General features: G+C 34.7%; 21 protein-coding genes. 11 read left to right on the plus strand and 10 right to left on the minus strand.

What is annotated here, in order from left to right; all coding sequences use genetic code 11:
• Positions 1-146: 146 nt before the first annotated feature.
• Genes IEW94_RS05020 through IEW94_RS05030 form a run of 3 tightly spaced genes read left to right on the plus strand, consistent with a single transcriptional unit; the run spans position 147 to position 2,723 of the window.
• Positions 147-1,352 carry an MDR family MFS transporter gene (locus IEW94_RS05020; RefSeq protein ID WP_188650649.1) on the plus strand — a complete coding sequence of 402 codons (1,206 nt, stop codon included), beginning with the start codon at positions 147-149 and terminating at the stop codon, positions 1,350-1,352.
• A 13-nt stretch (positions 1,353-1,365) separates the two neighbouring features.
• A complete protein-coding gene (locus IEW94_RS05025; protein WP_188650650.1) occupies positions 1,366-2,331 on the plus strand; it encodes a YpdA family putative bacillithiol disulfide reductase in 966 nt (321 codons plus the stop codon).
• Positions 2,332-2,345: 14 nt separating this feature from the next.
• Positions 2,346-2,723, plus strand: a complete 378-nt coding sequence (locus IEW94_RS05030) for a VOC family protein (protein WP_188650652.1) — start codon at positions 2,346-2,348, stop codon at positions 2,721-2,723.
• A gap of 2 nt (positions 2,724-2,725) precedes the next feature.
• Here IEW94_RS05030 and IEW94_RS05035 read toward each other — a convergent pair whose 3' ends face one another.
• Complete coding sequence (locus tag IEW94_RS05035) at positions 2,726-4,105, minus strand: hypothetical protein (RefSeq protein WP_188650654.1); 1,380 nt, start codon at positions 4,103-4,105, stop codon at positions 2,726-2,728.
• A 107-nt stretch (positions 4,106-4,212) separates the two neighbouring features.
• Positions 4,213-4,656: an Lrp/AsnC family transcriptional regulator gene (locus tag IEW94_RS05040; RefSeq protein ID WP_188650656.1), complete on the minus strand. Its 444-nt coding sequence runs from the start codon at positions 4,654-4,656 to the stop codon at positions 4,213-4,215.
• A 115-nt stretch (positions 4,657-4,771) separates the two neighbouring features.
• Here IEW94_RS05040 and IEW94_RS05045 point away from each other — a divergent pair, with 115 nt between their 5' ends.
• Positions 4,772-5,167 (plus strand): hypothetical protein, encoded by a 396-nt coding sequence (locus IEW94_RS05045; protein ID WP_188650659.1) that lies wholly within the window; start codon positions 4,772-4,774, stop codon positions 5,165-5,167.
• Positions 5,168-5,544: 377 nt separating this feature from the next.
• Here the strand turns inward: IEW94_RS05045 and IEW94_RS05050 are convergent, their stop codons facing one another.
• Positions 5,545-6,126 (minus strand): Crp/Fnr family transcriptional regulator, encoded by a 582-nt coding sequence (locus tag IEW94_RS05050; RefSeq protein ID WP_188650661.1) that lies wholly within the window; start codon positions 6,124-6,126, stop codon positions 5,545-5,547.
• Between the two features lie 109 nt (positions 6,127-6,235).
• A complete protein-coding gene (locus IEW94_RS05055) occupies positions 6,236-9,673 on the minus strand; it encodes a methylmalonyl-CoA mutase family protein (RefSeq protein WP_188650663.1) in 3,438 nt (1,145 codons plus the stop codon).
• 145 nt (positions 9,674-9,818) lie between these two features.
• Between IEW94_RS05055 and purU the strand changes: the two genes are divergently transcribed.
• From purU to IEW94_RS05080, 5 genes are all read left to right on the plus strand, one after another.
• Positions 9,819-10,673: a formyltetrahydrofolate deformylase gene (gene purU, locus IEW94_RS05060; RefSeq protein WP_188650665.1), complete on the plus strand. Its 855-nt coding sequence runs from the start codon at positions 9,819-9,821 to the stop codon at positions 10,671-10,673.
• Positions 10,674-10,717: 44 nt separating this feature from the next.
• On the plus strand, positions 10,718-11,425 hold the full coding sequence (locus IEW94_RS05065; RefSeq protein ID WP_188650667.1) for a DUF4197 domain-containing protein: 708 nt from the start codon (positions 10,718-10,720) through the stop codon (positions 11,423-11,425).
• Positions 11,426-11,603: 178 nt separating this feature from the next.
• Positions 11,604-11,801, plus strand: coding sequence for a Lacal_2735 family protein (locus IEW94_RS05070; protein WP_188650669.1), 198 nt, complete (start codon positions 11,604-11,606; stop codon positions 11,799-11,801).
• 539 nt (positions 11,802-12,340) lie between these two features.
• Positions 12,341-13,765: a sensor histidine kinase gene (locus IEW94_RS05075; protein WP_188650671.1), complete on the plus strand. Its 1,425-nt coding sequence runs from the start codon at positions 12,341-12,343 to the stop codon at positions 13,763-13,765.
• A complete protein-coding gene (locus IEW94_RS05080) occupies positions 13,758-14,174 on the plus strand; it encodes a response regulator (RefSeq protein ID WP_188650674.1) in 417 nt (138 codons plus the stop codon). Before IEW94_RS05075 ends, IEW94_RS05080 begins: the two co-directional genes overlap by 8 nt.
• Here IEW94_RS05080 and pyrF read toward each other — a convergent pair.
• Both pyrF and prfA read right to left on the minus strand, forming a co-directional pair.
• The gene (gene pyrF / locus IEW94_RS05085; protein WP_188650675.1) at positions 14,158-14,973 is read right to left on the minus strand and encodes an orotidine-5'-phosphate decarboxylase; all 816 of its coding nucleotides are present in this window, start codon (positions 14,971-14,973) and stop codon (positions 14,158-14,160) included. The genes IEW94_RS05080 and pyrF overlap by 17 nt on opposite strands.
• A gap of 36 nt (positions 14,974-15,009) precedes the next feature.
• Positions 15,010-16,086 carry a peptide chain release factor 1 gene (prfA, locus tag IEW94_RS05090; RefSeq protein WP_188650677.1) on the minus strand — a complete coding sequence of 359 codons (1,077 nt, stop codon included), beginning with the start codon at positions 16,084-16,086 and terminating at the stop codon, positions 15,010-15,012.
• A 405-nt stretch (positions 16,087-16,491) separates the two neighbouring features.
• On the opposite strand from prfA, the gene IEW94_RS05095 reads away from it, so the two are divergent.
• The gene (locus IEW94_RS05095) at positions 16,492-17,157 is read left to right on the plus strand and encodes an ATP-binding cassette domain-containing protein (RefSeq protein ID WP_188650680.1); all 666 of its coding nucleotides are present in this window, start codon (positions 16,492-16,494) and stop codon (positions 17,155-17,157) included.
• A gap of 40 nt (positions 17,158-17,197) precedes the next feature.
• On the opposite strand, the gene IEW94_RS05100 is transcribed toward IEW94_RS05095, so the two are convergent.
• From IEW94_RS05100 to IEW94_RS05115, 4 genes are all read right to left on the minus strand, one after another.
• Positions 17,198-19,756 carry an adenosylcobalamin-dependent ribonucleoside-diphosphate reductase gene (locus IEW94_RS05100; RefSeq protein WP_188650682.1) on the minus strand — a complete coding sequence of 853 codons (2,559 nt, stop codon included), beginning with the start codon at positions 19,754-19,756 and terminating at the stop codon, positions 17,198-17,200.
• A 174-nt stretch (positions 19,757-19,930) separates the two neighbouring features.
• Positions 19,931-20,893, minus strand: coding sequence for a DUF3078 domain-containing protein (locus IEW94_RS05105; protein ID WP_188650684.1), 963 nt, complete (start codon positions 20,891-20,893; stop codon positions 19,931-19,933).
• A 75-nt stretch (positions 20,894-20,968) separates the two neighbouring features.
• Positions 20,969-22,147, minus strand: coding sequence for an AIR synthase related protein (locus IEW94_RS05110; RefSeq protein WP_188650687.1), 1,179 nt, complete (start codon positions 22,145-22,147; stop codon positions 20,969-20,971).
• A 138-nt stretch (positions 22,148-22,285) separates the two neighbouring features.
• Positions 22,286-24,472, minus strand: a complete 2,187-nt coding sequence (locus IEW94_RS05115) for a glutamine synthetase III family protein (RefSeq protein ID WP_188650689.1) — start codon at positions 24,470-24,472, stop codon at positions 22,286-22,288.
• 261 nt (positions 24,473-24,733) lie between these two features.
• Here IEW94_RS05115 and IEW94_RS05120 point away from each other — a divergent pair, with 261 nt between their 5' ends.
• A complete protein-coding gene (locus IEW94_RS05120) occupies positions 24,734-25,756 on the plus strand; it encodes a glutamine synthetase beta-grasp domain-containing protein (protein WP_188650691.1) in 1,023 nt (340 codons plus the stop codon).
• Positions 25,757-25,820 lie beyond the last annotated feature (64 nt).

A 25,820-nucleotide genomic window follows, 5' to 3' on the forward strand; every position in this document is an offset into this window, starting at 1 on the left:
TGGACCTCTAGTTATAGAAGTTGGGCTTGTAGTTTGTTGTGGTGATATGTTTAAAAATATGATTCGCTGCGAAAGCCCAACTGAAAAGTTGGGCTTTTTTTATTGCTAATTTCAACCTTTTATCAATCAAATAACAAATCAAACTAATGAAAACACTATTTCGAAATTATATTAACACATTTGGAGGACTTTCTAGGGAAGTGTGGTGGCTAGCTTTAATAACATTAATAAACAGGGCCGGCACCATGGTTATTCCATTTTTATCATTATACCTAACCAAAAGTCTGCATTTTAACCTAGCTGATGTTGGTTGGATTATGACGGCTTTTGGTTTAGGGTCTGTGGTTGGCTCTTGGATTGGTGGTAAATTAACCGACAAAATCGGGTTTTATAAAGTCATGGTTTTTAGCTTGCTCTCAACAGGGTTGCTTTTTATCTTTTTGCAATTCTTAACCACTTTCACAACCTTTTGCATTGGTATATTCTTGGTTATGCTCATTGCTGATATGTTCAGGCCAGCCATGTTTGTAGCATTAAGTTCTTACAGTAAGCTGGAAAACAAAACACGGTCTGTAACACTCATAAGGTTGGCAATTAACCTTGGTTTTTCGGCAGGTCCAGCAATTGGTGGCATTATCATTACAACGCTTAGCTATGGCGGACTATTTTGGGTTGATGGTATTACCTGTATTGTAGCGGCTTTGGTTTTAATAAATGTGTTGCATCCCAAAAAATCCAAAACATTGGATAATATTAAGGTTGATAGCCCGCAATCTGCTTATCACGATAGGTCTTTCTTAATATTCTTATGTGCCATGGTTGTATTTGGTATTGTGTTTTTACAGTATTTTTCAACCATGCCCTTATATTATAAAGATGCCCATCATTTAAATGAACTTGAGATTGGGATTTTATTGGGCATGAACGGGTTTCTGATTTTTGTATTTGAAATGCCTTTGATAAAATGGCTGGAAAATTCAACATTCACCAAAACGGGTTTAATGCTTTTTGGAGCTATCCTTACTGGGTTGAGTTTTCTTATATTAAATTTAACTTCATGGGCAGGTGTTCTCATAATCGGAATGCTGCTAATGACGTTTGGTGAAATGATTGCGTTTCCGTTTTCAAATGCCTTCGCCATGGATCGAGCTAAAAAAGGAAATCAAGGTGAATATATGGCGCTGTACAGCATTTCATTTTCCATCGCCCATATCTTTGGTCATAATGCTGGATTACAGATGGTTGCTGGTTTTGGGTTTGACAAAACTTGGTATTTCACTACCATTCTTGCAGGCTTATGTGTATTTTTGCTTTTTCTTTTAAAACAAAGAATGCGCATTAAACCCGTTTAGATTAGCTTAAAATATGATTGCAGAAACTGATATTGTTATCGTTGGTGGTGGACCTATTGGTATAGCTTGTGCCCTAGAATGTAAAAAACTAGGTTTGAATTATGTGGTTATAGAAAAAGGGGCGCTTACAAACTCCTTGTACAATTACCCAAAAAACATGACCTTTTTTTCATCTTCGGAAAAACTGGAAATTGATGAGATTCCTTTTATCAGCAATAAGCCCAAACCAAACCGTGATGAAGCGCTGGAATATTATAGGCGTGTGTCTACATCTAATAAATTGAACATCAATTTGTACGAAACTGTTTTAAAGATTGATAAGGAAGGGGCTACTTTTAAAATAGAAACTGACAAGCAATATTATTCAGCAAAAAACGTCATTATTTCAACTGGTTTTTACGACATACCTAATTTATTGAACGTTCCTGGGGAAGAACTTCCAAAAGTGTCCCATTATTACAAAGAGGCCCATCCTTATTCCATGCAAAATGTTATTGTAGTGGGCGCCAGTAATTCCTCTGTTGATGCCGCTTTGGAAATTTGGAGAAAAGGAGGGCGTGTAACTATGGTTGTTAGAGGCAATACTATTGGTGAACGGGTTAAATATTGGGTACGACCTGATATCATGAACCGCATTGAAGAAGGCAGCATCAAAGCCTATTTTAATTCTGAAATCACTGAAATAACCCAGACAAGTGTCATCATTAAAACCACTGAAGGCATGAAAACCCTTCAAAATGATTATGTGGTCGCGCTGACCGGATACCAACCGGATTTCAACTTTTTAAAAAACATTGGTATTGAATTATCAAATGATGATAAAATGATTCCAAACTACAATCCGGATACTATGGAAACCAATGTGGAAGGATTGTATTTGGCAGGCGTGATTTGTGGCGGTATGGAAACCCATAAATGGTTTATAGAAAACTCGCGGATTCATGCCAAAATCATTATTGAACACATACATCCAAATTGAATTGAAGCTTAAAAATGAATTTAAACCAAGTTACCATACCGTCGTTGGATGTTGAAATCTCAATAGCCTTTTATGAAAAACTTGGGCTGAAGCTTATTGTAAGATCACTACCTAAATACGCCAGATTTGAATGCCCAGACGGAGATTCCACATTCTCTGTTCACAAAGTAGATGAGCTTCCTAAAGGTCACGGTATTACCCTTTATTTTGAGAATGAGGATTTAGATAAAACCGTTGAAATACTGAAAGAGAAAGGTCTCGCATTTCAAGAACTACCAAATGATAAACCGTGGCTGTGGCGTGAAGCTCATTTGTTTGACCCTGACGGCAATCATATTATTTTATTTTACGCTGGCAAAAACAGAAAAAATCCGCCATGGCGGATTCAATAAAATCAAAAAGAATCTAAAATTTTCTTAAACTTTGCATCATTTATATATTTTGAAAACTCTTTTTGTTTTAAAATATAATCCTTGTTTTTAAACCCTTTTTCCATTGCTCTTTTTAAATTCAACAACATACTTTCTTGATTATCAAGCAATGCATAGTCCATAGATAATCTTAGAAAAGTATATGGTCTTGATGGATATATTTCCGTGTTTAATTCATGGCAAAAAACAGCTTTTTTAATGTCATTTTCCCTTAAAAACTCTTGGGCCGTTTCAAAAGATAATGCAAAAATAGAATATCTTATACGCTCAACCATTTTTCTGAAACGAGAATCTTCATGCTTGAGATATTTAAAATTGATTTTATTCAATTCCCTTCTCCACCACTCATAATTATTCTTTTTGAGTATTTCACTTTTAACATCACTATTAAATTTTTGCACAAAAATATTAGTGGTTTTTGTTTCTTCACTTATTATTTGCTCTCGTATTTTAACATCTGCCCTATACTGCTTTTCTTTTTTCAGTTCATTTACTTTTGAACTAATGCTATCCAAGTTAAAGTATCTTGAGTAGTTTCTTAAAATTCGTTCATACTCAAAGACCGAAAGCTCAATTTGATTACTACTTTCAAGTGATTTGGCCTGAACATAATTCTTTTGATAGGTTTCTTCAACAATGTCTTCATTAACGTGTTTAAGCCCTTTTTTATAAGCTTGAAGCTCAAGCCAATCAAAAGCTTTTAAAACTTCACTTGATGGAGGCCATCTATGATCACCTTCAAAAGTGAAGATTTCATGGTCAATGCCAAATCTTGTGCACCAGTCTTTAACAGAAAACATTTCTTGATAATTCATGTCCGAATCACCAACCAATCCAACATAAGAGAACGTTTCAAAAGTAGGTTTTTGTGATAAGTTAGAAGAAAAACCAGCACCACAAGCTATAACCCCTTGAATTTTTTTGGAAATCACGGCTACAATAGATGCCAACCTAGACCCGCCCGAAAACCCTGCAGTATATATCAAGTTTTGATTTATTTTAAATGTAGTAAGCACCTCTTTAAATAGATTATCGATGAACTTGAAATTTTCATCATTTGGACCGTTTTTACAATTATTAGAACAGACTAAAATATAGTTATACTTTTCAGAGGATTCTATAAAGGGCTGAATTCCAATTTTTCCTCTGGCGGCAGGGTCAAAAATGAAAACGATTGCAGAAGGTTGATTTTCCTTGAATGTTTTGGGGAGATAAAGCGTGTAAGTTTCTGTAGTGTTTTTAATCTTAACTGAATCAATAATCTTTCCTCTTTCAAAATAAATTGATTGACCATTTAAATTAAAAATGGATAACAAAAAAATAATACTGAGTAACTTCCTCATTAGACAAAAACTCAATTTAATAAATAAATAGAGGTTAAATAAACTATCTTATAATTTTAGATTAATTTATGTGTAATATTCATCCAATCATTCAATTAAAGATAATTTTATTTTAAAGGCTTGACCTCATTGTATTTAACCACATGTGACAACACGATTTGGGTTTTGGTTTCACCATAAACAATTAATTGGTCAATAAAGCTCTCCAAATGTTTTTGGTTTTTAAAAACCACTTCCATAACTATATTTTCGTTACCTGTGATTCTATAACAGTTTAGGACTTCATCGTAGGTTTTCACTTTTTCCAAAAATGGCTTTAGCATCCCCATAAAAGCACGTAAAGTAATCAATGCCTTTAATTGATAACCAACATCCAAAGGCGAAACAGATGTTTTGTAACCTTGAATAATGCCGGCATCTTCCATCTTTTTTATACGCTCTGAAACCGCCGGTGAACTAATGCCAACACGCTTGCCAATAGCAACATTGGACTGTCTGGCATTCTCTTGCAAACACTTTAAAATCTTCCAGTTTAATGAATCGATAATCATTTAAAAAAACAGGTAATTAAAAATTAATTATTAAAGCAAATATACAATTTTACTTTAATATCGATAGTATAAATTGTAGACTTGTCAGTATTTTTGATAAAATTGCTTGAAGAAAATGTTGCCCACTATTCCATCACACCTATCAGATTTGCCTATTTATAAAAAGGCCATGGAAATCTATATTCTAACCAGAAGTATTTCGTCCTACATTCAATATGACTTATCTGAATTAAAACCCGATGGTTCTGAAAATAAAGACATTTATTTTTCAGGTGACATTATTCAGCAATCTGTTTCGTTAGCTCCTGAAATTCTCAATGCCGAACTAGAGCGCAGTTCAGAAAGAAAGCATAAACACATTGCTTCTCTGCAAAGACTTACCAATTTACTTTACAAAAACTCCTATAGATTGGAACGATCAAACAGTAATGGGAAAGACTTTTTACCCATTCTAAGAAGTGAATTGAAAAAGTTTAAAAAACTACAGCACAATTGGATGTTGACGCTTTAAACTGAGCATTACAACTTAATAGATATTTTTTTTATCAATTCGAATTGATAGTAATAATCTGAACTATCATCAGCATTAAACTTTAAAAAACCAGTCCTAGCATAATAAAGTAATTTTTCTTATTACACAATTTCAATAGTTTTATTTTCATTCTTTTTATAATAAAAAAACACACATCAAATGATGTGTGTTTTAATAGAAAATAAGCAATCCCTATTTCTAAATAACCTTATTGATAAATAGCAATTTGATAAATATTCAAGCAAACGATTTTTGAATATTATGCTTCAAATGTAAATAAGATTATTTTACCAATTTTTTAAAAACCCACTTGAAATTGATAAATATCAATTTTTATATGATTTAAATTATAAAATCTATTGATATAGCCTAGATAAGGTTTCTGGACGAATATTTAATAGAGAAGCCATATACTTTTTAGGCAGCCGTTTTACGATTTCGGGATTGAAGGTTTTTGTGAAATGTTCATAACGCTCTTTAGCACCTGATATTCTCGCCAAAAAAGCTCTGTTTTCTGCATGAATGTAATAGTGAACCATTAAAATTCTGTTCAACTCTGCCATATCAGGATAGTTTTTAATGGCGTAGTCCATATCATCAAACCCCAAACTTTCAGTATAAGTTTCTTCTAAACACTGTATGTTTTCTGATGCCGGTTCCTTTTTAAAATAACCCGAAATTGATGTCACTATTTCATTATCTACGCTTACCCAAGTAGTAATTTCATTATCATTATAATCAAAATAACCTCGAATCAAGCCTTTTCGTATAGCATGTATTCTATCACAAACTTCTCCCCTTTTCACTATATAATCGCCTTTTTTATAATGTGTGGAAATCATTCTTTGCGACAAAAAGGTTTTAAGTGAATTTGATAAAGGAGAAATAGAGTTTAACAACGTAACACTAAAGATATTGTTATACTTAGCTACTGGCATATGGATAGTTTTGCCAAGCAATATATTTGATTATGCTACTACTAAAAAATGATATATATCATTTTTTAGATATTAGTATACATTTTTATCATATCAGTATAACTTTTTATCACATATTTCGCCGATACTGTCCACCAACTTCAAATAAGGCATTGGTGATTTGACCCAAAGAACACACTTTACAGACATCCATCAACGCTTCAAAAATATTTTCGTTATGAATAGCCTTTAGTTGCAACTCTTTTAGCAATCCTTCTGTATCATGAGTTGCATGCAGGTTTTGCAATGTATTGATTTGGTTCTGCTTTTCTGCTTCAGTCGCTCTGATGACTTCTTTAGGCAAAATAGTTGGAGATCCCTTACTGCTTAAAAACGTATTAACCCCAATTATTGGATAGTCACCATTATGCTTTAAGGTTTCGTAATGCAGACTTTCCTCTTGTATTTTACTGCGTTGATACATGGTTTCCATGGCACCAAGCACACCACCACGTTCTGTGATTCTGTCAAATTCCAATAAGACAGCCTCTTCCACCAAATCGGTTAATTCTTCAATAATGAATGAGCCTTGGATAGGATTTTCATTTTTAGCCAACCCTAATTCCTTATTGATAATCAATTGAATGGCCATGGCACGTCTCACGGATTCTTCGGTTGGTGTGGTTATGGCTTCGTCATACGCATTGGTATGCAGTGAATTACAATTGTCATAAATGGCATATAATGCCTGAAGTGTGGTACGAATATCATTAAAATCTATTTCTTGAGCGTGTAAACTTCTTCCGGATGTTTGAATGTGGTATTTTAACATTTGAGCACGCTCATTGGCACCATATTTATGCTTCATGGCTTTTGCCCATATTTTTCTTGCTACTCTACCTATAACCGCATACTCCGGATCAATACCATTTGAGAAGAAAAAGGATAAGTTGGGTCCGAATTTATTAATATCCATACCTCTACTCAAATAATACTCTACATAGGTAAAACCGTTGGATAATGTTAAAGCCAATTGTGTGATTGGGTTAGCGCCAGCCTCGGCTATATGATATCCCGAAATAGATACCGAGTAGAAATTGCGAACCTTATGCTTGATAAAATACTCTTGAACATCGCCCATTAAACGCAAGGCAAACTCTGTTGAGAAAATACAGGTATTTTGTGCTTGGTCTTCTTTTAAAATATCGGCCTGTACGGTGCCTCTTACTTGTGAAATGGTCTTGGCTTTAATGTCTTCATAGATATCTTTTGGCAGCACTTGGTCAGCCGTAACACCCAAAAGCATCAATCCTAAACCATTATTGGTTTTTGGTAATTCTCCATTGTATTTAGGACGTTCCTTATCCTTATAAATCTTATTTATTTTAGATTCAACTTCTTTTTCCAAACCATGTTCCTTGATGTAAATCTCACATTGTTGGTCAATGGCTGCATTCATAAAAAAACCTAATAACATAGGAGCCGGCCCATTAATAGTCATGCTCACAGAAGTCATGGCATCTGCCAAATTAAATCCGGAATACAGTTTTTTAGCATCATCCAAACAACAGATGGACACACCTGCATTTCCTATTTTACCATAAATATCTGGTCTTAAATCTGGATCATGGCCGTAGAGTGTAACGCTGTCAAAAGCTGTAGACAACCGTTTGGCAGGTAAGCCTTCACTAACATAATGAAACCGTCTATTAGTCCGTTCTGGGCTACCTTCACCCGCAAACATTCTGGCCGGGTCTTCTCCCATTCGTTTAAATGGATACAAACCCGATGCAAACGGAAACTCACCGGGTACATTTTCTTGTAGAACCCAACGCAAAATGTCACCCCACGCTTGATACTTTGGCAGCGCAACTTTTGAAATTTGGGTGTGTGACAGTGATTCTGTATGGGTCTCAACCTTTATGTCTTTACCACGAACTTTAAAAGTATATATAGGATTTTTATACTTGTTAACTTTGTCTTCCCAACCTATAATGGTTTCCCAATTAAATGGATTAAGGTTAAGTTTAACACGATCAAATTCTGCAATAAGAAGTTTCGTGAAATCCTTATTGTCATCCTGAACTTGTTTCAGGATCTCATCTGTATTCAATCCATTTTTATCAAGGAAAGATTGCTTCGTTTCACTCGCAATGACGTTTAAAACAGATTCCAAGGTTTTATAAATACCATATAGTTTTTGGGCCACGTCTACTTGCTCATTAGCTGTTTTGTCATAAGCCCGATTATTTTCAGCAATTTCTGATAAATAGCGTGTTCGTGCTGGTGGAATAATGAAAATCTTTTCACTTGCCTCCTCTGAACTTTTGAACGTTGACTTTAAATCAGATTCAGTTTTTTTAACAACGGCATCCATAACAGCAGCATAAAGTTTATTCATTCCTGGGTCGTTAAACTGTGATGCAATCGTTCCGTATACCGGTAAGTCATCTTGGGACACATCCCAAAGATTGTGGTTACGTAAGTATTGTTTTTTCACATCGCGTAATGCATCCAATGCCCCACGTTTATCAAATTTATTGATGGCTACCATATCGGCAAAATCAAGCATATCAATTTTTTCCAACTGTGTGGCCGCTCCAAATTCGGGTGTCATAACATACAATGACACGTCACTATGTTCAACAATCTCCGTGTCTGATTGGCCAATCCCAGAGGTTTCCAAAATAATCAAATCATAAGCAGCCGCTTTTAATACCTGAACCGCTTCATGGACATATTTTGATAAGGCTAAATTCGATTGCCGTGTGGCCAAACTGCGCATATAAACCCGAGGATTGTTGATGGCATTCATCCGGATTCTATCTCCTAACAAGGCTCCTCCTGTTTTTCGTTTGGAAGGATCTACAGACACAATACCAACGGTCTTCTTTGGGAAATCAGTTAAAAACCGACGAACCAATTCATCAACCAATGATGATTTTCCCGCACCTCCAGTACCCGTAATTCCCAAAACAGGAGTTTTTGATGTTTTGTTCTTGTTATGAATCGCTTCCAAAGTAGCTTTAGAAACATCAGGGAAATTTTCAGCAGACGAAATAATCCTTGCTATATATTTTGGATCTTTCTCAGTGAGTTTATTGATATCTACATCCAACGTGTCACCAATGGCAAAATCAGATTGTTCAATCAAATCATTGATCATGCCCTGCAAGCCCATTTCACGTCCATCATCTGGTGAATAAATCCGCGCAATGCCATAATCCATCAGCTCCTTGATTTCCGAAGGCAAAATAACACCCCCGCCGCCGCCAAATATTTTTATATGTCCTGAACCGCGTTTTTTTAGTTCGTCATACATATATTTAAAATACTCATTATGGCCACCTTGGTATGAGGTCAAACAAATGGCATTAACATCTTCTTGAATGGCCGTATTAACCACTTCATCAACACTTCTATCATGTCCTAAATGGATAACCTCAACACCTGTTGCTTGAATAATTCGACGCATGATATTGATGGACGCATCATGCCCGTCAAAAAGCGAAGCGGCTGTTACTATTCTGATTTTATGCTTTGGTTTATAGGGAGCAATTTGTTTCATTAATAAAAATATCTGATTTTTCGTCTGCAATTTACGGAATATTCAAAAAAATACACTCATTATCTTGAATTATCTAAAATTACAACCAAAAACCTTTCTTATGTTTTTTTGGTTAATTTTAACCTTTCAAAATCTATAGAATATTATGAACAAAATCACCTTGCTCATGTACTGTAAAGATCGATCCAATATCATTGCCTCGGTCACAAACTTTATCGCCAATAACGGTGGAAACATTGTGTACATTGATCAGCATGTTGATAGAGAGCAGGACATCTTTTTTATGCGCCTGGAAAGTGAGTTTGAAAATAAATCCTTTTCAATTGAAGGCTTTAAAGACCTATTCAAAACCACATTGGTGGACCAATTCAAAATAAAGTGGCGTATGTATGCTTCAAACAGAAAACCTAAAATGGCCTTGTTTGTTTCAAAATACGACCACTGTTTATACGATATTTTAGGGCGTTATAATTCAGGAGAGTTGTTTTTGGAAATTCCTTTTATATTGAGCAATCATAACGACTTAAAACCCATTGCCGATAGTTTTAAAATCCCGTTTTATCATGTTCCCATCACAAAGGACAGCAAGCGGGAAGCCGAACAAAAGCAATTGGAGTTATTAATAAACCATGAAATAGATTTTATTGTTTTGGCCAGATACATGCAGATAGTTTCGGATACCTTGATTTCAAAATACCCCAATAAAATCATCAACATTCACCACTCCTTTTTACCTGCGTTTGTGGGAGCCAAACCCTATCATTCGGCTTATAAACGAGGCGTAAAAATCATAGGCGCTACCAGTCATTATGTTACCGCAGAGTTGGATGCGGGTCCTATAATTGAACAAGATGTGGCACGCGTTTCCCATACACATTCCATTGAGGACTTAATTGCCAAAGGACGGGACTTGGAAAAAATTGTATTGGCCAATGCCATTAAATTACACACTAACAGAAAAGTAATGGTATATAATAACAAAACGGTTATTTTTTCTTAATTAAACTATATATTTGTTTTTAACCTACATAAATCTACTAAACTATGCTCCGTAAACTTTTCATTTTCTTTTTGATTTTTAATCTAACTGCTTGTGCAGAATTACAACAAGTAGTCAACCAGTTACCACAGGGCAGTCCTACTTTAAGTAATGCCGATATTGCAGCTGGTTTAAGGCAAGCCCTTGATTTTGGTATAGAAAAACAAGTAAGCAAACTCACCCAAACCGATGGTTTTTACAAAAATGATTTGGTTAAAATTTTATTGCCAGATGAATTACAAAAAGTGGATAAAGCACTGCGTGATATAGGCTTAAGTAGTTTAGCCGATGAAGGCATAAAAGCACTTAACAGAGCAGCCGAAGATGCCGTAAAAGAAGCTACGCCAATATTTGTTGATGCCGTTAAAGGTATCACGTTCACGGATGCCAAAAACATTTTACTTGGCAGTGATGATGCGGCCACCCAATATTTAACAAGCAAAACACAAACGGCACTGTATGCCAAATTTAATCCCGTTATTAAAAACTCATTCAGTAAAGTGGGCGCGGACCAAATATGGAACAATTTAATTACCAAATACAACAACATTCCGTTTACATCGAATGTTAATCCAGATTTGACCGATTATGTGACCCAAGAAGCATTAAAGGGTGTTTATACCATGATTGCTGTTGAAGAAAAAGACATCAGGACAAAGTTCTCCTCAAGAACAACTGACTTATTGAAGAAAGTATTTGCATTACAGGATTGAGGTTTTAATACTGAAAGCAGAAAGCATTTATTATTATTTTGATTTGCTGCTTCGCTGAAATTATTAAAATACTTACAGCACCAATCATAATTAACATAAAATAAGATGATATTGCAATAATTTATTTGCTTTATAAATAAAATAATGTATATTTAAGAGCCTGTTATTCAGACACTCAATGAACAGAATTGACATTATAAAATCCAATCAAGCAAAACTACATAAGCAATACAAACAGCTTATGGAACAGGCGTACAATATGCGCCAAACAGATTCGGCATTAAGTGATATTTCTGAATTTAAAGCCATCAAACTTCTCAACAGACTCAACAGATTGAAATATCTTTCAGGAGAACAAAAAAAGACCCTGGTCTAGTTTTATTAATTATTTAACTTTCTTATTACATCCAATTTACCCAAGCGCTCGTACTTTATAAAAAAGAACGTATGAACGCACAATTTTGCAGAGTTGGTAAAATTAAATTAAACACCGATAAAATATTCAACAAAGAGCCTTTTCAAAACGACACAGCTTATCACATTGAAATAATCTATAAGCAAAATCCATTAGAGAAAATGCCAGTCTTTTGATTAAATATAAATTGACATTTGTCAAGAAGGTTATTTTGGTTATTTCATCGGGAAACTAACTTTCATAATCGAATAACTTACTATTTTTCATACAATTAGTTTGTTTTTGATATTAAATATTACTAATTTGTATAGAGTTTAACCTTAATAATTGCCTCAATAATGGTATCCTTCCTCCAAAAAAAGCTAGACTCCAAGCTGTTTTTTTCTTTCAGATTTACGGCAATTATAACCTTGGGCATGTCTTTAGTCAATATATATTTTTGGCTAACCAACAATTTACAAAACTTCTTTACTGGGTATTTAACAAACCCAAATGCAACCATGAAAATAATAACTAGCCTTAGTTTTATTTTGCTTGCGGGCGTGTACTTTACCAACAATAAGGTTCGTATTAAATTTTTAATATCGGCCGGATTGATTATTCAAGCCTTACAAGTTACTGCCATTTTGTTTAAGTTGAAGTTACCAGAACTATTGGCCACAAGTTCAATACTCAGCATTTGTTTGTTTTCACTAACTTATTATTCCGTTTACTGTATAAAGATAAAACGGAAGAAATACCAGTTTTTAACTTCAAATTCTATTGTTTTCATTCTTTCTTCATTTATCATTTACAACTATTTATTGGATATTGATCAAACAAAAAGAATCATTAGCTCAGATCTATTGAATTCAGAAAGTATCAGTTGGATTACCGCTATGCTGTTTTTTATAAATGCCATTTCATTATATGAAGTCAAATTAACCAAAAGGATAGGCGGTTTGTACAAAAACAAAATTTTACCACTTAAAAAATGCCATCCATTCAATTATTTTCCTTACTTCTTTTTGATACCAATAATCATTTTTTGGTTAGCCTGTATGCTAACGTTTTCAAACTATATGAGTCATACCAGTAGTGTATTTGTAATCTTGTTGTTTTTAAATATCTCTATATTGATAAGTATGTTTTTGTATTCATACAGATTTATGGATTTTTATGCTGAAATCTCTTCAAATACAACAAAAATACACGACAATAACATAAAACTGAATATTCTAAATGACGAGCTAAAAGAGTCCAACAAATACCTTGCAGACTTTGCCTCCATAACATCACATAACCTAAGAGAACCCATAGTAGCGTTAAGCGAACTGTGCAATTTTTATGAGGAATCCGTAAAAAAAAGACATCTTTCCCAAAAAGAAATGCGAGACATGTTTAAAAGCAATATCCAAAGATTGGATGTTGGCTTAAACGCCTTAATCCAATATCATGAGTTTATTCAAGATGTCAATCAAAAATTACCTCAAAAAATATCAATTGTAGAAAGCTTAGAGCAAACTTTTGAAAAACTTGATAATCAAAAACCAGAAGGAACTGTTGTGCAAGCCGAAATAAAAAATAACATCAACCTGCCAAAAAGCCATATTAACAATATATTTTATAACCTATTGAGCAATTCCTTTAAGTATAAAAAAACTTTTGAGAATCTGAACATTAAGATTTTAGCATACAAAACCAAGGATTCTTACAACCTGCTTTATAAAGATAACGGCATTGGAATTGATGTTGAAAATTATAAAGATGAACTATTTAAACAAGGCAGAAGGTTTCATAAAGAAAGTGGTCCTTCAAATGGATATGGCCTCTATTACTTAAAGCTATATGTAACCAAACTTAACGGACAGATAGATTTATTTAGTAAAGTGGACAAAGGAACACTTTTCAGAATAAAATTAAATTACATAAATGGTAATGGGTAAAATAGCTATCATAGACGATAATTTATTTTTTAGAAAGATAACGTTCCATCTTCTTAAAAAAACAGGTGTTACAGAAGACAATATTCTAATGTTTGAAAATGGAAAAGAAGCTTTTGAATATATAATCAAAAATATAAAAAATAAAAACCTATTGCCAGAACTTATTTTACTGGACTTGAATATGCCCATTGTAACTGGTTGGAAATTTTTAAGCCTTTTTAGAATAGTTAATGAAAAACACAATTATAATCCACAAATCTATATTTTGACATCCTCAGTGGATCATAAGGATATCTCTAGGGCAAAATCCATTCACGAAGTCAACGGTTATCTTATAAAACCAATAAAAACGAATGACTTGAATGACTTACTTAAAAAATCAGAATTAAAAATCAACGTTCCAGAATAGCCTGCATTTCCTGTTGTAACTCAAATGCTTTTTGAGCTGCCACTGTTGCAAAATCCACTTTATTAGATGCATAAATAATGCCTCTTGAAGAATTGATTAGCAATCCTACTTGTGCATTCATTCCATATTTACAAACGTCCTGTAAATTGCCGCCTTGTGCTCCAACACCGGGAACCAATAAAAAACTTTCAGGAATAATTTGCCTTATCTCAGCTAAATATTCAGCCTTAGTAGCACCAACAACGTACATTAAGTTTTCTGAATTTTTCCAGGATTTAGAAGTCTCTAAAACAGTTTTGTAAAGTTCTTTACCTTCAACGGTTTTTGTCTGAAAATCAAAAGCCCCTTCATTGGATGTCAAGGCCAGCAAAATGGTATGCTTGTCTTTCATGGCTAAAAATGGCTCTACTGAATCTTTCCCCATATACGGCGCAACAGTCACACTATCAAAACCCAAATCTTCTAAAAAAGCCTTAGCGTACATACTGCTGGTATTACCTATATCGCCACGCTTGGCATCGGCTATTGTGAAAATTTCCGGATGGTTTTCATTTAAGTAATTGATTGTTTTTTCTAGAGCCTTCCAACCCCTTAAACCATAAGCTTCATAAAATGCAGTGTTGGGCTTGTAAGCAACACACAAGTGATGTGTGGCATCTATGATGGCTTTATTGAATTCAAATATAGGATCATCTTTTGTCAATAGATGTTGCGGTATTTTATTTAAATCAACATCCAATCCTATACAAAGAAAGGATTTCTTTTTACGAATTTCGCTTATCAGTTCTTGTGTTGTCATATTACAAAAAAGCCTCAAAAAAGAGGCTTGGTGGTTTTAAATTACATCTTGATTGGCTTTTAACTTCTCTGTATTTTCGGCCAATTGCAATTCATCTATTATCTTTTGAATATCCCCATTCACGATGTTTGATAAATCATAAAGTGTCAACCCTATTCTGTGATCGGTTACACGTCCTTGCGGGTAATTGTATGTTCTAATTTTGGCACTCCTGTCACCAGATGTTACCATGGAACCTCGTTTGGCAGCATCTTCCTCATTTTTCTTGGCCAATTCCATTTCGTACAATCTAGATCGTAACACCCTAAAAGCTTTTTCCTTGTTTTTATGCTGCGACTTTTGATCTTGGCATTGCGCTACCAAACCCGTTGGAATATGCGTTAATCGCACAGCGGAATATGTGGTATTAACAGACTGCCCTCCAGGTCCTGATGAACAGAAAAAGTCAATTCTTACATCTTTGGGGTTGATTTCTACATCAAATTCCTCTGCTTCTGGAAATACCATTACAGTAGCGGCACTTGTGTGTACACGACCTTGTGTTTCGGTTTGTGGCACGCGTTGTACACGGTGCACACCTGCTTCAAACTTCAATGTCCCGTAAACCTCTTCACCTGATACTTCAAACTGGATTTCCTTAAAACCACCATTGGTACCCTCACTGAAATCCACTACATCTACCTTCCAACCCTTGCTTTCGCAGTATTTAGAGTACATCCTAAACAAATCACCTGCAAAAATACTGGCCTCATCACCACCGGTTCCGGCCCTTAACTCAACAACAGCGTTTTTGGAATCCTCTGGATCTTTTGGTATCAACAAAAATTTGATTTCATCTTCCAGTTGTGGTATTCTGGCTTTGGCTTCCTCATATTGCATTTTGGCCATATCCACCATTTCAGGGTCACCTCCTTCTGAAATAATATCTTCGGCTTCAGCCAAATTATCTAAGAGGGTTTTATACTCGTTTCGTTTTTCAACAAGAACTTTTAAATCTTTATATTCTTTGTTTAAAGCTATATATCGTTTTTGGTCGGTCATGATATCCGGTTGAATGATCAAATCACTCACTTCATCAAAACGTTGCTTTATTATTTGTAATTTCTCTAACATTTACCTTTTTAAATTGTGCATCAAAAATACGATAATTTATGAATTCTATACATTAACCTGATTATCTTATAAAGAGTTATTATTATATTCTTTATTTTTAAGTCGATATCATAAAATCATGCAAAAACTAATCACTATATTTCATTTCTACAAATCTTTTTTAATTTGGTCTTTGAGTATTAGCATCGTTTTTTTTATTCTTTTTGAACATACCATTTTTCTTGTTGTTTTAGGTAAGGTGATTTTAATTTCCTCATTGGCCTATCTTATTATGTATTCACCTAGTAAGGAAAAATTAATATTTTATAAAAATTTGAGCATTTCAAATTTTAAATTGTTTTTCACATTCTTTATTATTGACTTTTTAATTACAGTGCCTCTGCTTTTAATAATTAAAAAACTAACATGATTGTTGAAATAGACAATGTAGAACTTTACTTTAAAGAAAAACGTATTCTAAACGGCATTTATTTAAAAGCTGAAAGTGGTAAAGTAACAGGCATTTTAGGTAGTAATGGCTGTGGAAAAAGCTGTTTGTTAAAAATAATTTTTGGTGAATTAAAACCAAAATATAAATTAATAAGAGTTGACAAAAAACCTATTTTAAAACCTTTATACCAAACAAAATTAGTATCATATCTACCCCAACATAACTTTATACCGAATGCACTAAAAATTAAAACAGCTTTCAAACTTTTTAATGTTGACTGGATTGATTTTATTGAAATATTCCCTTCATTCAAAACATTTGAAAACTTAAAATCAAAGAAGCTCTCAGGAGGCGAACGCCGAGTAATTGAACTTTATTTAATATTAAAAAGTTCATGTGAAATTGTTTTGTTAGATGAACCCTTTTCACATATTGCTCCTCTTTATATCAACCAAATAAAAACTTTGATTGAGACTGAAAAACATAAAAAAGCTATTGTAATAACCGACCACTTATACAGGCACATTATTTCTGTTTCTGACACCATTTACCTTTTAAAAAACGGTTGTTCTAAACTTATAAACAACCTCAAAGAGTTGGAGGATTACAAATATTTAAGCATAAACTCTTTGGATGAGTAAAAAATAGCCTTAATTTTTAACTACTTAAAAATTTATTAATCTATCCACATTTTGAAGACCCACAATCCTTACAAGTCAAGCAACCTTCTTGGTAAATTAAATTTTCAGATTTACAATTATCACAAACATGTCCTTTGGCTTGTGTACCATCCTCAACATAACGCTTTAAGGCTCTTACCACACCGTTTTTCCATGTATTGATGGATTCACTATCCAATTGCAAACTATTAATTAAATCTACAATTTTATCAATGGGCATTCCATAACGAAGGGTGCTGGAAATTAACTTGGCATAATTCCAAAACTCCGGATTAAATTTATGAGAGAGCCCCTCAATGGTTGTTTTGTAACCTCTTTTATTTTGATATTGAAAATCATAACGCGAACTGCCATCGTCATTCCTGCTTTTAATAATAAGCCCATTAACAACCCACCGTGGTATTAAAATACCATCTTCATCATCAGCCAAACCCGTAAAAATCTCATAGGGCTTGTCATCTATCAAACCAATAAAGGCAATCCATTTTTCCTTACTGTTCTGAAAGCGCACCACGTCAGCCTCTAAAACCTCTGGCCTTTTTGTTGGGAAAGCTGTCAATATATCTTGGGGCTTTTCTTCATTTTTTTCTTCATTTGATATCAAAACCCCAGAACGTGAGCCATCACGATAAACCGTGACACCCTTACATCCTACTTCCCATGCTTTTAAATACAAGTTTCCTACCAAGTCTTCGGTAGCATCATTAGGCAAGTTAATGGTAACACTTATGGAATGGTCTACCCATTTTTGAATAGCCCCTTGCATGCTCACTTTGCTTAACCAATCAACATCGTTGGATGTGGCTTTATAATAAGGTGATTTCTTTATTAAACCATCTAATTCTTCTTGTGTAAACTTTTTAGAAACATCAATACCATTCACTTCCATCCATTGTTTAAACCTATGATGGAAAACTACATATTCTTCCCACGAATCCCCTACTTCATCAACAAAATCAACGCGAACATTTTTATCATTTGGGTTTACCTTACGTCTGCGTTTGTAAACTGGCATGAATACCGGTTCAATTCCTGAAGACGTTTGTGTCATTAAACTTGTTGTACCTGTTGGTGCTATGGTCAACAAAGCTATGTTGCGACGGCCATATTCCAGCATATTATAATATAACTTTTCGTCTTCGTTTTTTATACGCTGAATAAATGGATTATTTTCTTCACGCTTAGCATCAAAAATTGCAAAAGCACCACGTTCTTTAGCCGTATTTACAGATGCGCGGTAGGCTTCAATACACAATGTTTTATGAACTTCCAATGAGAAAGCATTCCCCGTTTCACTACCGTATTTGATACCTAAAGCTGCTAGCATATCGCCTTCAGCCGTAATGCCTATACCTGTTCTACGACCTTCCTCAGCTTTCTTTTTAATATTCAACCATAAATTCCTTTCGGTAGCTTTTACATCATCTAGTTCTGGATCTGAATCAATCTTTTCTAGGATACCATCTATTTTCTCAAGCTCTAAATCAATAATGTCATCCATGATGCGTTGTGCAGCTCCTACATGCTTTTTAAACAGCTCAAAATTAAAGACTGCATCTTTTGTGAACGGCTTTTCTACATATGAAAATAGATTAATGGCTAACAAACGACACGAATCGTAAGGACATAAGGGAATTTCGCCACATGGGTTTGTTGAAACTGTTTTATAACCTAAATCCGCGTAACAATCTGGAACCGATTCATTGATAATGGTATCCCAAAACAAAATGCCCGGCTCTGCAGATTTCCATGCATTGTGAATTATTTTTTTCCAAACATCTGTTGCATGAACCGTTTTAGAATACTTAGGGTTTTTGCTAAATATTGGATATGTTTGCGTATAATCTGAATCAGATTTCACCGCTTTCATAAAAGCATCATCTATTCTTACGGATACATTGGCGCCCGTTACTTTTCCCTGCTCCAGTTTTGCATCAATAAAATCTTCAGAATCCGGATGGTTAATGGATACTGACAGCATTAAAGCACCGCGACGACCGTCTTGTGCCACTTCGCGTGTAGAATTGGAATAACGCTCCATGAAAGGGACAATACCGGTAGATGTTAATGCTGAGTTCTTCACGGGAGATCCTTTTGGACGAATATGTGATAAATCGTGACCAACACCACCTCTACGCTTCATTAATTGCACTTGTTCTTGGTCAATCTTCATAATACCGCCATAAGAATCCGACTCGCCTGAATTGCCAATAACAAAACAATTGGAAAGCGAAGCTGTTTGGTAAGGGTTTCCAATACCTGCCATTGGACTACCTTGAGGAACGATGTATTTAAAATCTTTGATTAGGTTAAAAACTGCCTCTTCTGAAAGTGAATTGGGATACTTTGCCTCTATTCTGGCAATTTCCTTAGCAATGCGTTGATGCATCTCATTTGGTGTTGCTTCATATAAATTACCATGGGAATCTTTTAAAGCGTATTTATTGATCCAAACACGAGCAGCTAAATCGTCTCCTTTAAAATAAATTACTGAAGCTTTAAATGCTTCGTCTTGTGTATAGGTTCTTGATTGTTTGAGGGATTGGGTTTCTACAGGCATTGATTTTGGTTTAAGTTTTTTAGTTAATCATTTTAACAAATAACGTAAAAAAGTTAAACTTAAAACCTGACAAAAATCATAAAGTTTACAGAAAAAAATTATAAATAATTGATAATTAATTATTTAAATATTTATCAACATAAAAAAGTTAACAAATTTTTTATTTTTTTGATTTTAAAAATCCATCGCAAAACCAATGCCCAAAAATTGTTTCCATTGGGTTTTAGGTCCTGCCTCAACAAATTCACCTTCAATTTCGGATGGCTTAGTAGTTTTAACATCATCATCATAACGAATATGGGAACCCAATGTTGCCTTAACAAAACTGTTGACTTTAAAATCAAAATTGATTTGCCAATCCACATCAATATTGCCAAAACTATTGATATAATCTGAATACAAACTCACTAAGTGCTTTAAGGTTATATTGTCAACCACTTCCATTTCGTAACTATTGGTCACCAGCACGCCAACTTCTTTTTGAATGCGCTTTCCCGCAATGATAACGTTTCCTGCATCATCCAAAACTGCTGGATCAACCCCAAAAGCACCTGCATTGGCAAGGTCTTTGTCCAATACAAAGGTTGTTTTTAAAGTCAGGGGCGAAAAATAAAAAGACATGTCTTCTCTATTTTTAGCATATTCCATACCACCACCAAAAAACAGATAACCAGGCGCCATTAATTTTGAAATTGGTTCATCTGTGTTCGGGTACTTGTACCCATTTGTGAATTGTGTTTTAAAATTAAGTCTAGCTGAATAATACCAGTTGGACAAACTATCCGGTTTATACCCTAGATTTGAATTGATTTCAATTAAATCTTCGGTCTTTCTTAACTCCCTGGCTTGTTGCTTATTAATTCCGTATCTGGTAGTCAATCTGTTTTTCCAAGAAAAATACTTGTCCCGGTAATCTAAATTTGACTCTGAACTGAATAAGGCGGAAACTGAATTGCTACCTCCAGAGTTCCAGTTAACAAATGTAACTTCACTTAAATCAACCCCAACTTTATTGTTTTTTTTCCATTCAGGCCTGATTTCCTTTTCTTTATTGCCTCTCATAAACAGAGAGGTTGGTTGCGCGTGCAACAATTGAAGCACTAAACATAACGGAATAATCAAAAGCTTTTTATTCATAGGCTGGTTATTCTAATTTAAAAAGAAAAAAATTTATCAATAATCATTCCATTTACAAACGAGTTAGTTATAAATTCAATAGACAAACTCTCCAAACTCACTTTTTATAGTAAGTTTAGACTGATTTGAAGATTCAACACGTCCTATAATTTGAGCATCAACATTAAAGGATTTTGAAATTTTAATAATATCATCAGCAATACCTGGGGACACATATAATTCCATTCTATGTCCACAATTAAATACTTGATACATTTCTTTCCAATCTGTTTTTGATTGTTCCTGAATCAATTTGAACAACGGTGGTACCGCAAACATATTGTCCTTTATAATATGTAGATTTTTTACAAAATGAAGGATTTTGGTTTGTGCGCCACCTGAACAATGCACCATGCCGTGAATGCTGTCTTTTTTGCACTTAGATAAAATCGATTTGATAATTGGAGCATACGTTCTGGTAGGCGATAGCACCAACCGTCCTGCATCAATTGGAGAACCTTCCACGCTATCAGTTAATTTCACTTGTCCTGAATACACCAAATCTTTTGGAACAGACGCATCAAAACTCTCAGGATATTTTTCTGCTAAATACTTGTGGAACACATCATGTCTGGCTGATGTTAATCCATTACTCCCCATGCCGCCATTATACTCTTTTTCATAAGTAGCTTGACCAGACGATGACAGCCCAACAATCACATCACCAGCTTGTATATTGGCATTGTCAATCACGTCACTACGTTTCATTCTTGCAGTAACTGTGGAATCAACAATAATGGTGCGCACCAAATCGCCAACATCTGCGGTTTCTCCTCCTGTTGAATGAATGGTCACCCCAAAGTTTTTCAATTCAGATATCAATTCTTCCGTTCCATTGATTATTGACGAAATAACATCACCTGGAATTACATTCTTATTTCTACCAATGGTTGATGACAGCATGATGTTATCAGTAGCTCCCACGCACAACAAATCATCTATATTCATGATTAAAGCATCTTGCGCAATACCTTTCCAAACTGATAAATCACCTGTTTCTTTCCAATACATATAGGCTAAGGACGATTTTGTTCCGGCACCATCGGCATGCATAATTAAACAATAGGCGTCATCATTGGTTAGATAATCTGGTACTATTTTACAAAAAGCTTGCGGAAATAATCCTTTATCAATGTTCTTTATGGCGTTATGAACATCTTCTTTTGATGCAGAAACTCCCCGAAGTGCATAACGTTTACTTATTTCTTGGCTCATGAAATAGAAATTGTGTTTTCAATTTGCAAAAGTAAGGATTGTTTACTTTTTACTTTAATTTTTTTTTCCGAATTTAAACGATTGATTACAAACAAAAAAAGGCCTTGATGTAAGGCCTTTAATATTCTTGTTAAATAATTATCGTGTAAACAATAGCTCACGGTACTTTGTCAATGGCCAAATTTCATCATCAACAAGCAACTCCAACTTATCACAGTGGTACCGAATCTCGTCAAATAATGGTTTTACCTTAAAACAATAAGCATGAGCTTTCTTTTCAATATCCTCTATTGAATTTGCTTTTTTGCGCTCATTGGTCATTTTTGTGACATTGGCATTGATCCCTGCAATATGAGCGGAAATTTCTTCAATTAAATTCAACTGTTCCAGTGACACGCGTTGGTATTTCTCTTCAAAGATGTCTTTTAATCCTTTTACGTTTTTAATCAAAATATTTTGATATTTGATGGCAGTAGGAACAACATGGTTTCTTGCTATATCACCCAACACGCGTCCTTCAATTTGGATGTGCATGATGTATTCTTCAATTTCAATTTCATAACGAGCCTCTGTTTCTATTTTGCTCATCACGTTCATTTCCTCAAATAAAGCTATCGCTTTTTTGGAAACTTTGGCTTTCAATGCTTCTGGAGTTGTTTTATTATTACTCAATCCACGTTTTTTGGCTTCAATAGCCCAAGCCTCTCCATAACCATTACCCTCAAACAAAATATTTCTGGAAGCCTTGATATATTCTCTTAAAACATTAAAAACAGCTTCATCTTTCTTTAAGCCTTTGTTTTCAATTAAAGCATCTACCTCAACCTTAAAGTCCTTTAATTGTTTGGCAACTATAGTGTTTAAAACGGTCATGGGATTTCCACAATTGGCCATAGAGCCTACAGCCCTGAACTCAAATTTATTACCAGTGAAAGCAAATGGCGATGTTCTGTTCCTATCCGTATTATCCAATAAAACATCGGGTATTTTACCAACTACATTTAATTTTAAATCCGTTTTTTCTTCTGGCGATAACTTACCATCTGTAACACCTTCCAGCTCTTCTAACACTTTTGTTAACTGATCACCTATAAATACCGAAATGATAGCAGGAGGCGCCTCATTGGCCCCTAACCTATGATCATTACTGGCAGAAGCTATGGCGGCTCTTAAAAGTTCTTCGTTATCATGAACCGCTTTGATAGTATTGATAAAGAACGTTAAAAACTGTAAATTACTCATAGGCGTTTTTCCAGGTCCTAATAAATTAACACCCGTATCGGTTGATAACGACCAGTTATTATGTTTACCAGAACCATTGACCCCTGCAAATGGTTTTTCATGTAACAGCACCTTAAAGTTATGGCGAGATGCCACCCGCCCCATGATATCCATCAATAAAGAGTTATGGTCAACGGCTAAATTTGCTTCTTCAAATATGGGAGCCAACTCAAATTGATTGGGCGCCACCTCATTATGACGTGTTTTAACCGGTATGCCAACCAACATACACTCGGTTTCCAGCTCGCGCATAAAACTTAATGCCCTACTAGGAATGGATCCAAAATAATGATCGTCCAATTGTTGGCCTTTTGCTGAAGAATGCCCTAATAGGGTTCTTCCTGTTAAAGTTATATCTGGTCGTGACGTAGCCAATGATTTATCAATCAAAAAATATTCCTGTTCCCAACCCAAAGACGATGAAACTTTCTTTACATTTTTATCAAAATATTTACAAACTGCCGTTGCGGCATTGTCAACAGCATGTAGCGCTCGCAATAAGGGTGTTTTATAATCAAGTGCCTCACCTGTATAGGCTACAAAAATAGTTGGAATACATAAGGTTGTACCATAAATAAATGCCGGTGATGTTGGATCCCACGCTGTGTAGCCACGTGCCTCAAAAGTATTCCTGATTCCGCCGCTTGGAAAACTGGAAGCATCCGGCTCTTGCTGAACCAGCTGGTCGCCTCCAAACTTTTCAACAGACCTACCACCACCTATGGTTTCAAAAAAGGCATCATGTTTCTCTGCTGTTATGCCCGTTAAAGGCTGAAACCAATGGGTGTAATGGGTAACGCCTTTAGAAAGCGCCCAATCCTTCATTGACGAGGCAACTTGATCCGCTATATTCCGGTCTATTTTAGTACCGTGTTCTATAGCACTCATAACACCGTTGTAGGCATCTTTGGACAAATGTTGCCGCATGGCACTTTCATTAAATACATTTTTTCCAAATAAATCGGAGCGCTTCTCTTTCCCTTCTATAGGAATAGCAGTATGGGACATGGACTCTTTTAAAGCGTGAAATCTTAATGTTGACATTTTGGTATTATTTAAAGTTTATTTATGACACAAAAATAAACATCATTCTTCTTTTGTGGTATACTAATGAAAAATTCTTGTTAACAATTTTACAATTATTGCATAAAAAAATATACTTTTTTTAATAGATGCCACAAAAAAATAGGGTATAAATAAAAATATCAATAAGATTTATGAAAATACCCCTGTAAATTTAAAGTATATTGATAAAAAATTATATTTGTGGAAATTTAATATTAATATCTATTTAAAATATTCATTATGGCAAAAATTAAATTAGAATACATTTGGTTGGATGGCTATTACCCAACTCAAAACATGAGGAGCAAAACCAAAGTAGAAGAACATGAAAACTTTAAAGGAACGCTTGAGGAAATAGGAAACTGGTCTTTTGACGGGTCTTCTACCAAACAAGCAGAAGGAGGTTCATCTGACTGTATACTAAAGCCTGTAGCCATTTACCCAGATCCAGAACGTATTAATGGTTACTTGGTTATGACTGAAGTTATGAGCCCTGATGGAACGCCTCATCCGTCAAATGCGAGAGCAACCATTAGTGATGATGATGATGATGATTTCTGGTTTGGTTTTGAGCAAGAATACTTTATTATGGATGTTGCAACAGAATTGCCTTTAGGATTTCCAAGAGGTGGATACCCTAAACCACAGGGTATGTACTATTGCTCTGTTGGAGGTTTAAATACTCACGGTAGAGATCTTGTTGAGGAACATGCCGATTTGTGTATTGCTGCTGGATTAAACTTTGAAGGTATCAACCAAGAAGTTGCCTGTGGTCAATGGGAATTCCAATTATTTGCCAAAGGTGCCAAAAAAGCCGGTGATGAAATTTGGGTTGCACGCTATTTACTGGACCGATTAACTGAAAAATATGGTTACTATATTGAATACCACCCAAAACCACTTGGTGATACCGACTGGAATGGTTCTGGTATGCACGCCAACTTCTCAAACAGTATTTTAAGAACTTGCGGAGATAAAAAAGTATACGAAGCTATTTGTGAAGCGTTCCGCCCTGTTGTTAAAGAACACATTGAAGTGTATGGTGAGCACAACGAGCAACGTTTAACAGGTAAACACGAAACTGCTTCCATTCACGATTTTAGCTATGGTGTATCAGATAGAGGTGCCTCAATACGTATTCCTATTGCAACCGTTGAAAGAGGTTACAAAGGATGGTTAGAAGACAGAAGACCTGCTTCAAATGGTGACCCTTATAAAATTGCTTCTAGAATTATTAAAACTGTTAAATCCGCTAAGATTTAATAATCTACCAAATTGTTCATAATAAAAAAGAGCCGCTAAATTTAGCGGCTCTTTTTTTACTGAC

It is taken from the genome of Yeosuana aromativorans (assembly GCF_014646655.1).
In the GTDB taxonomy this organism is placed as follows: Bacteria; Bacteroidota; Bacteroidia; order Flavobacteriales; family Flavobacteriaceae; genus Yeosuana; species Yeosuana aromativorans.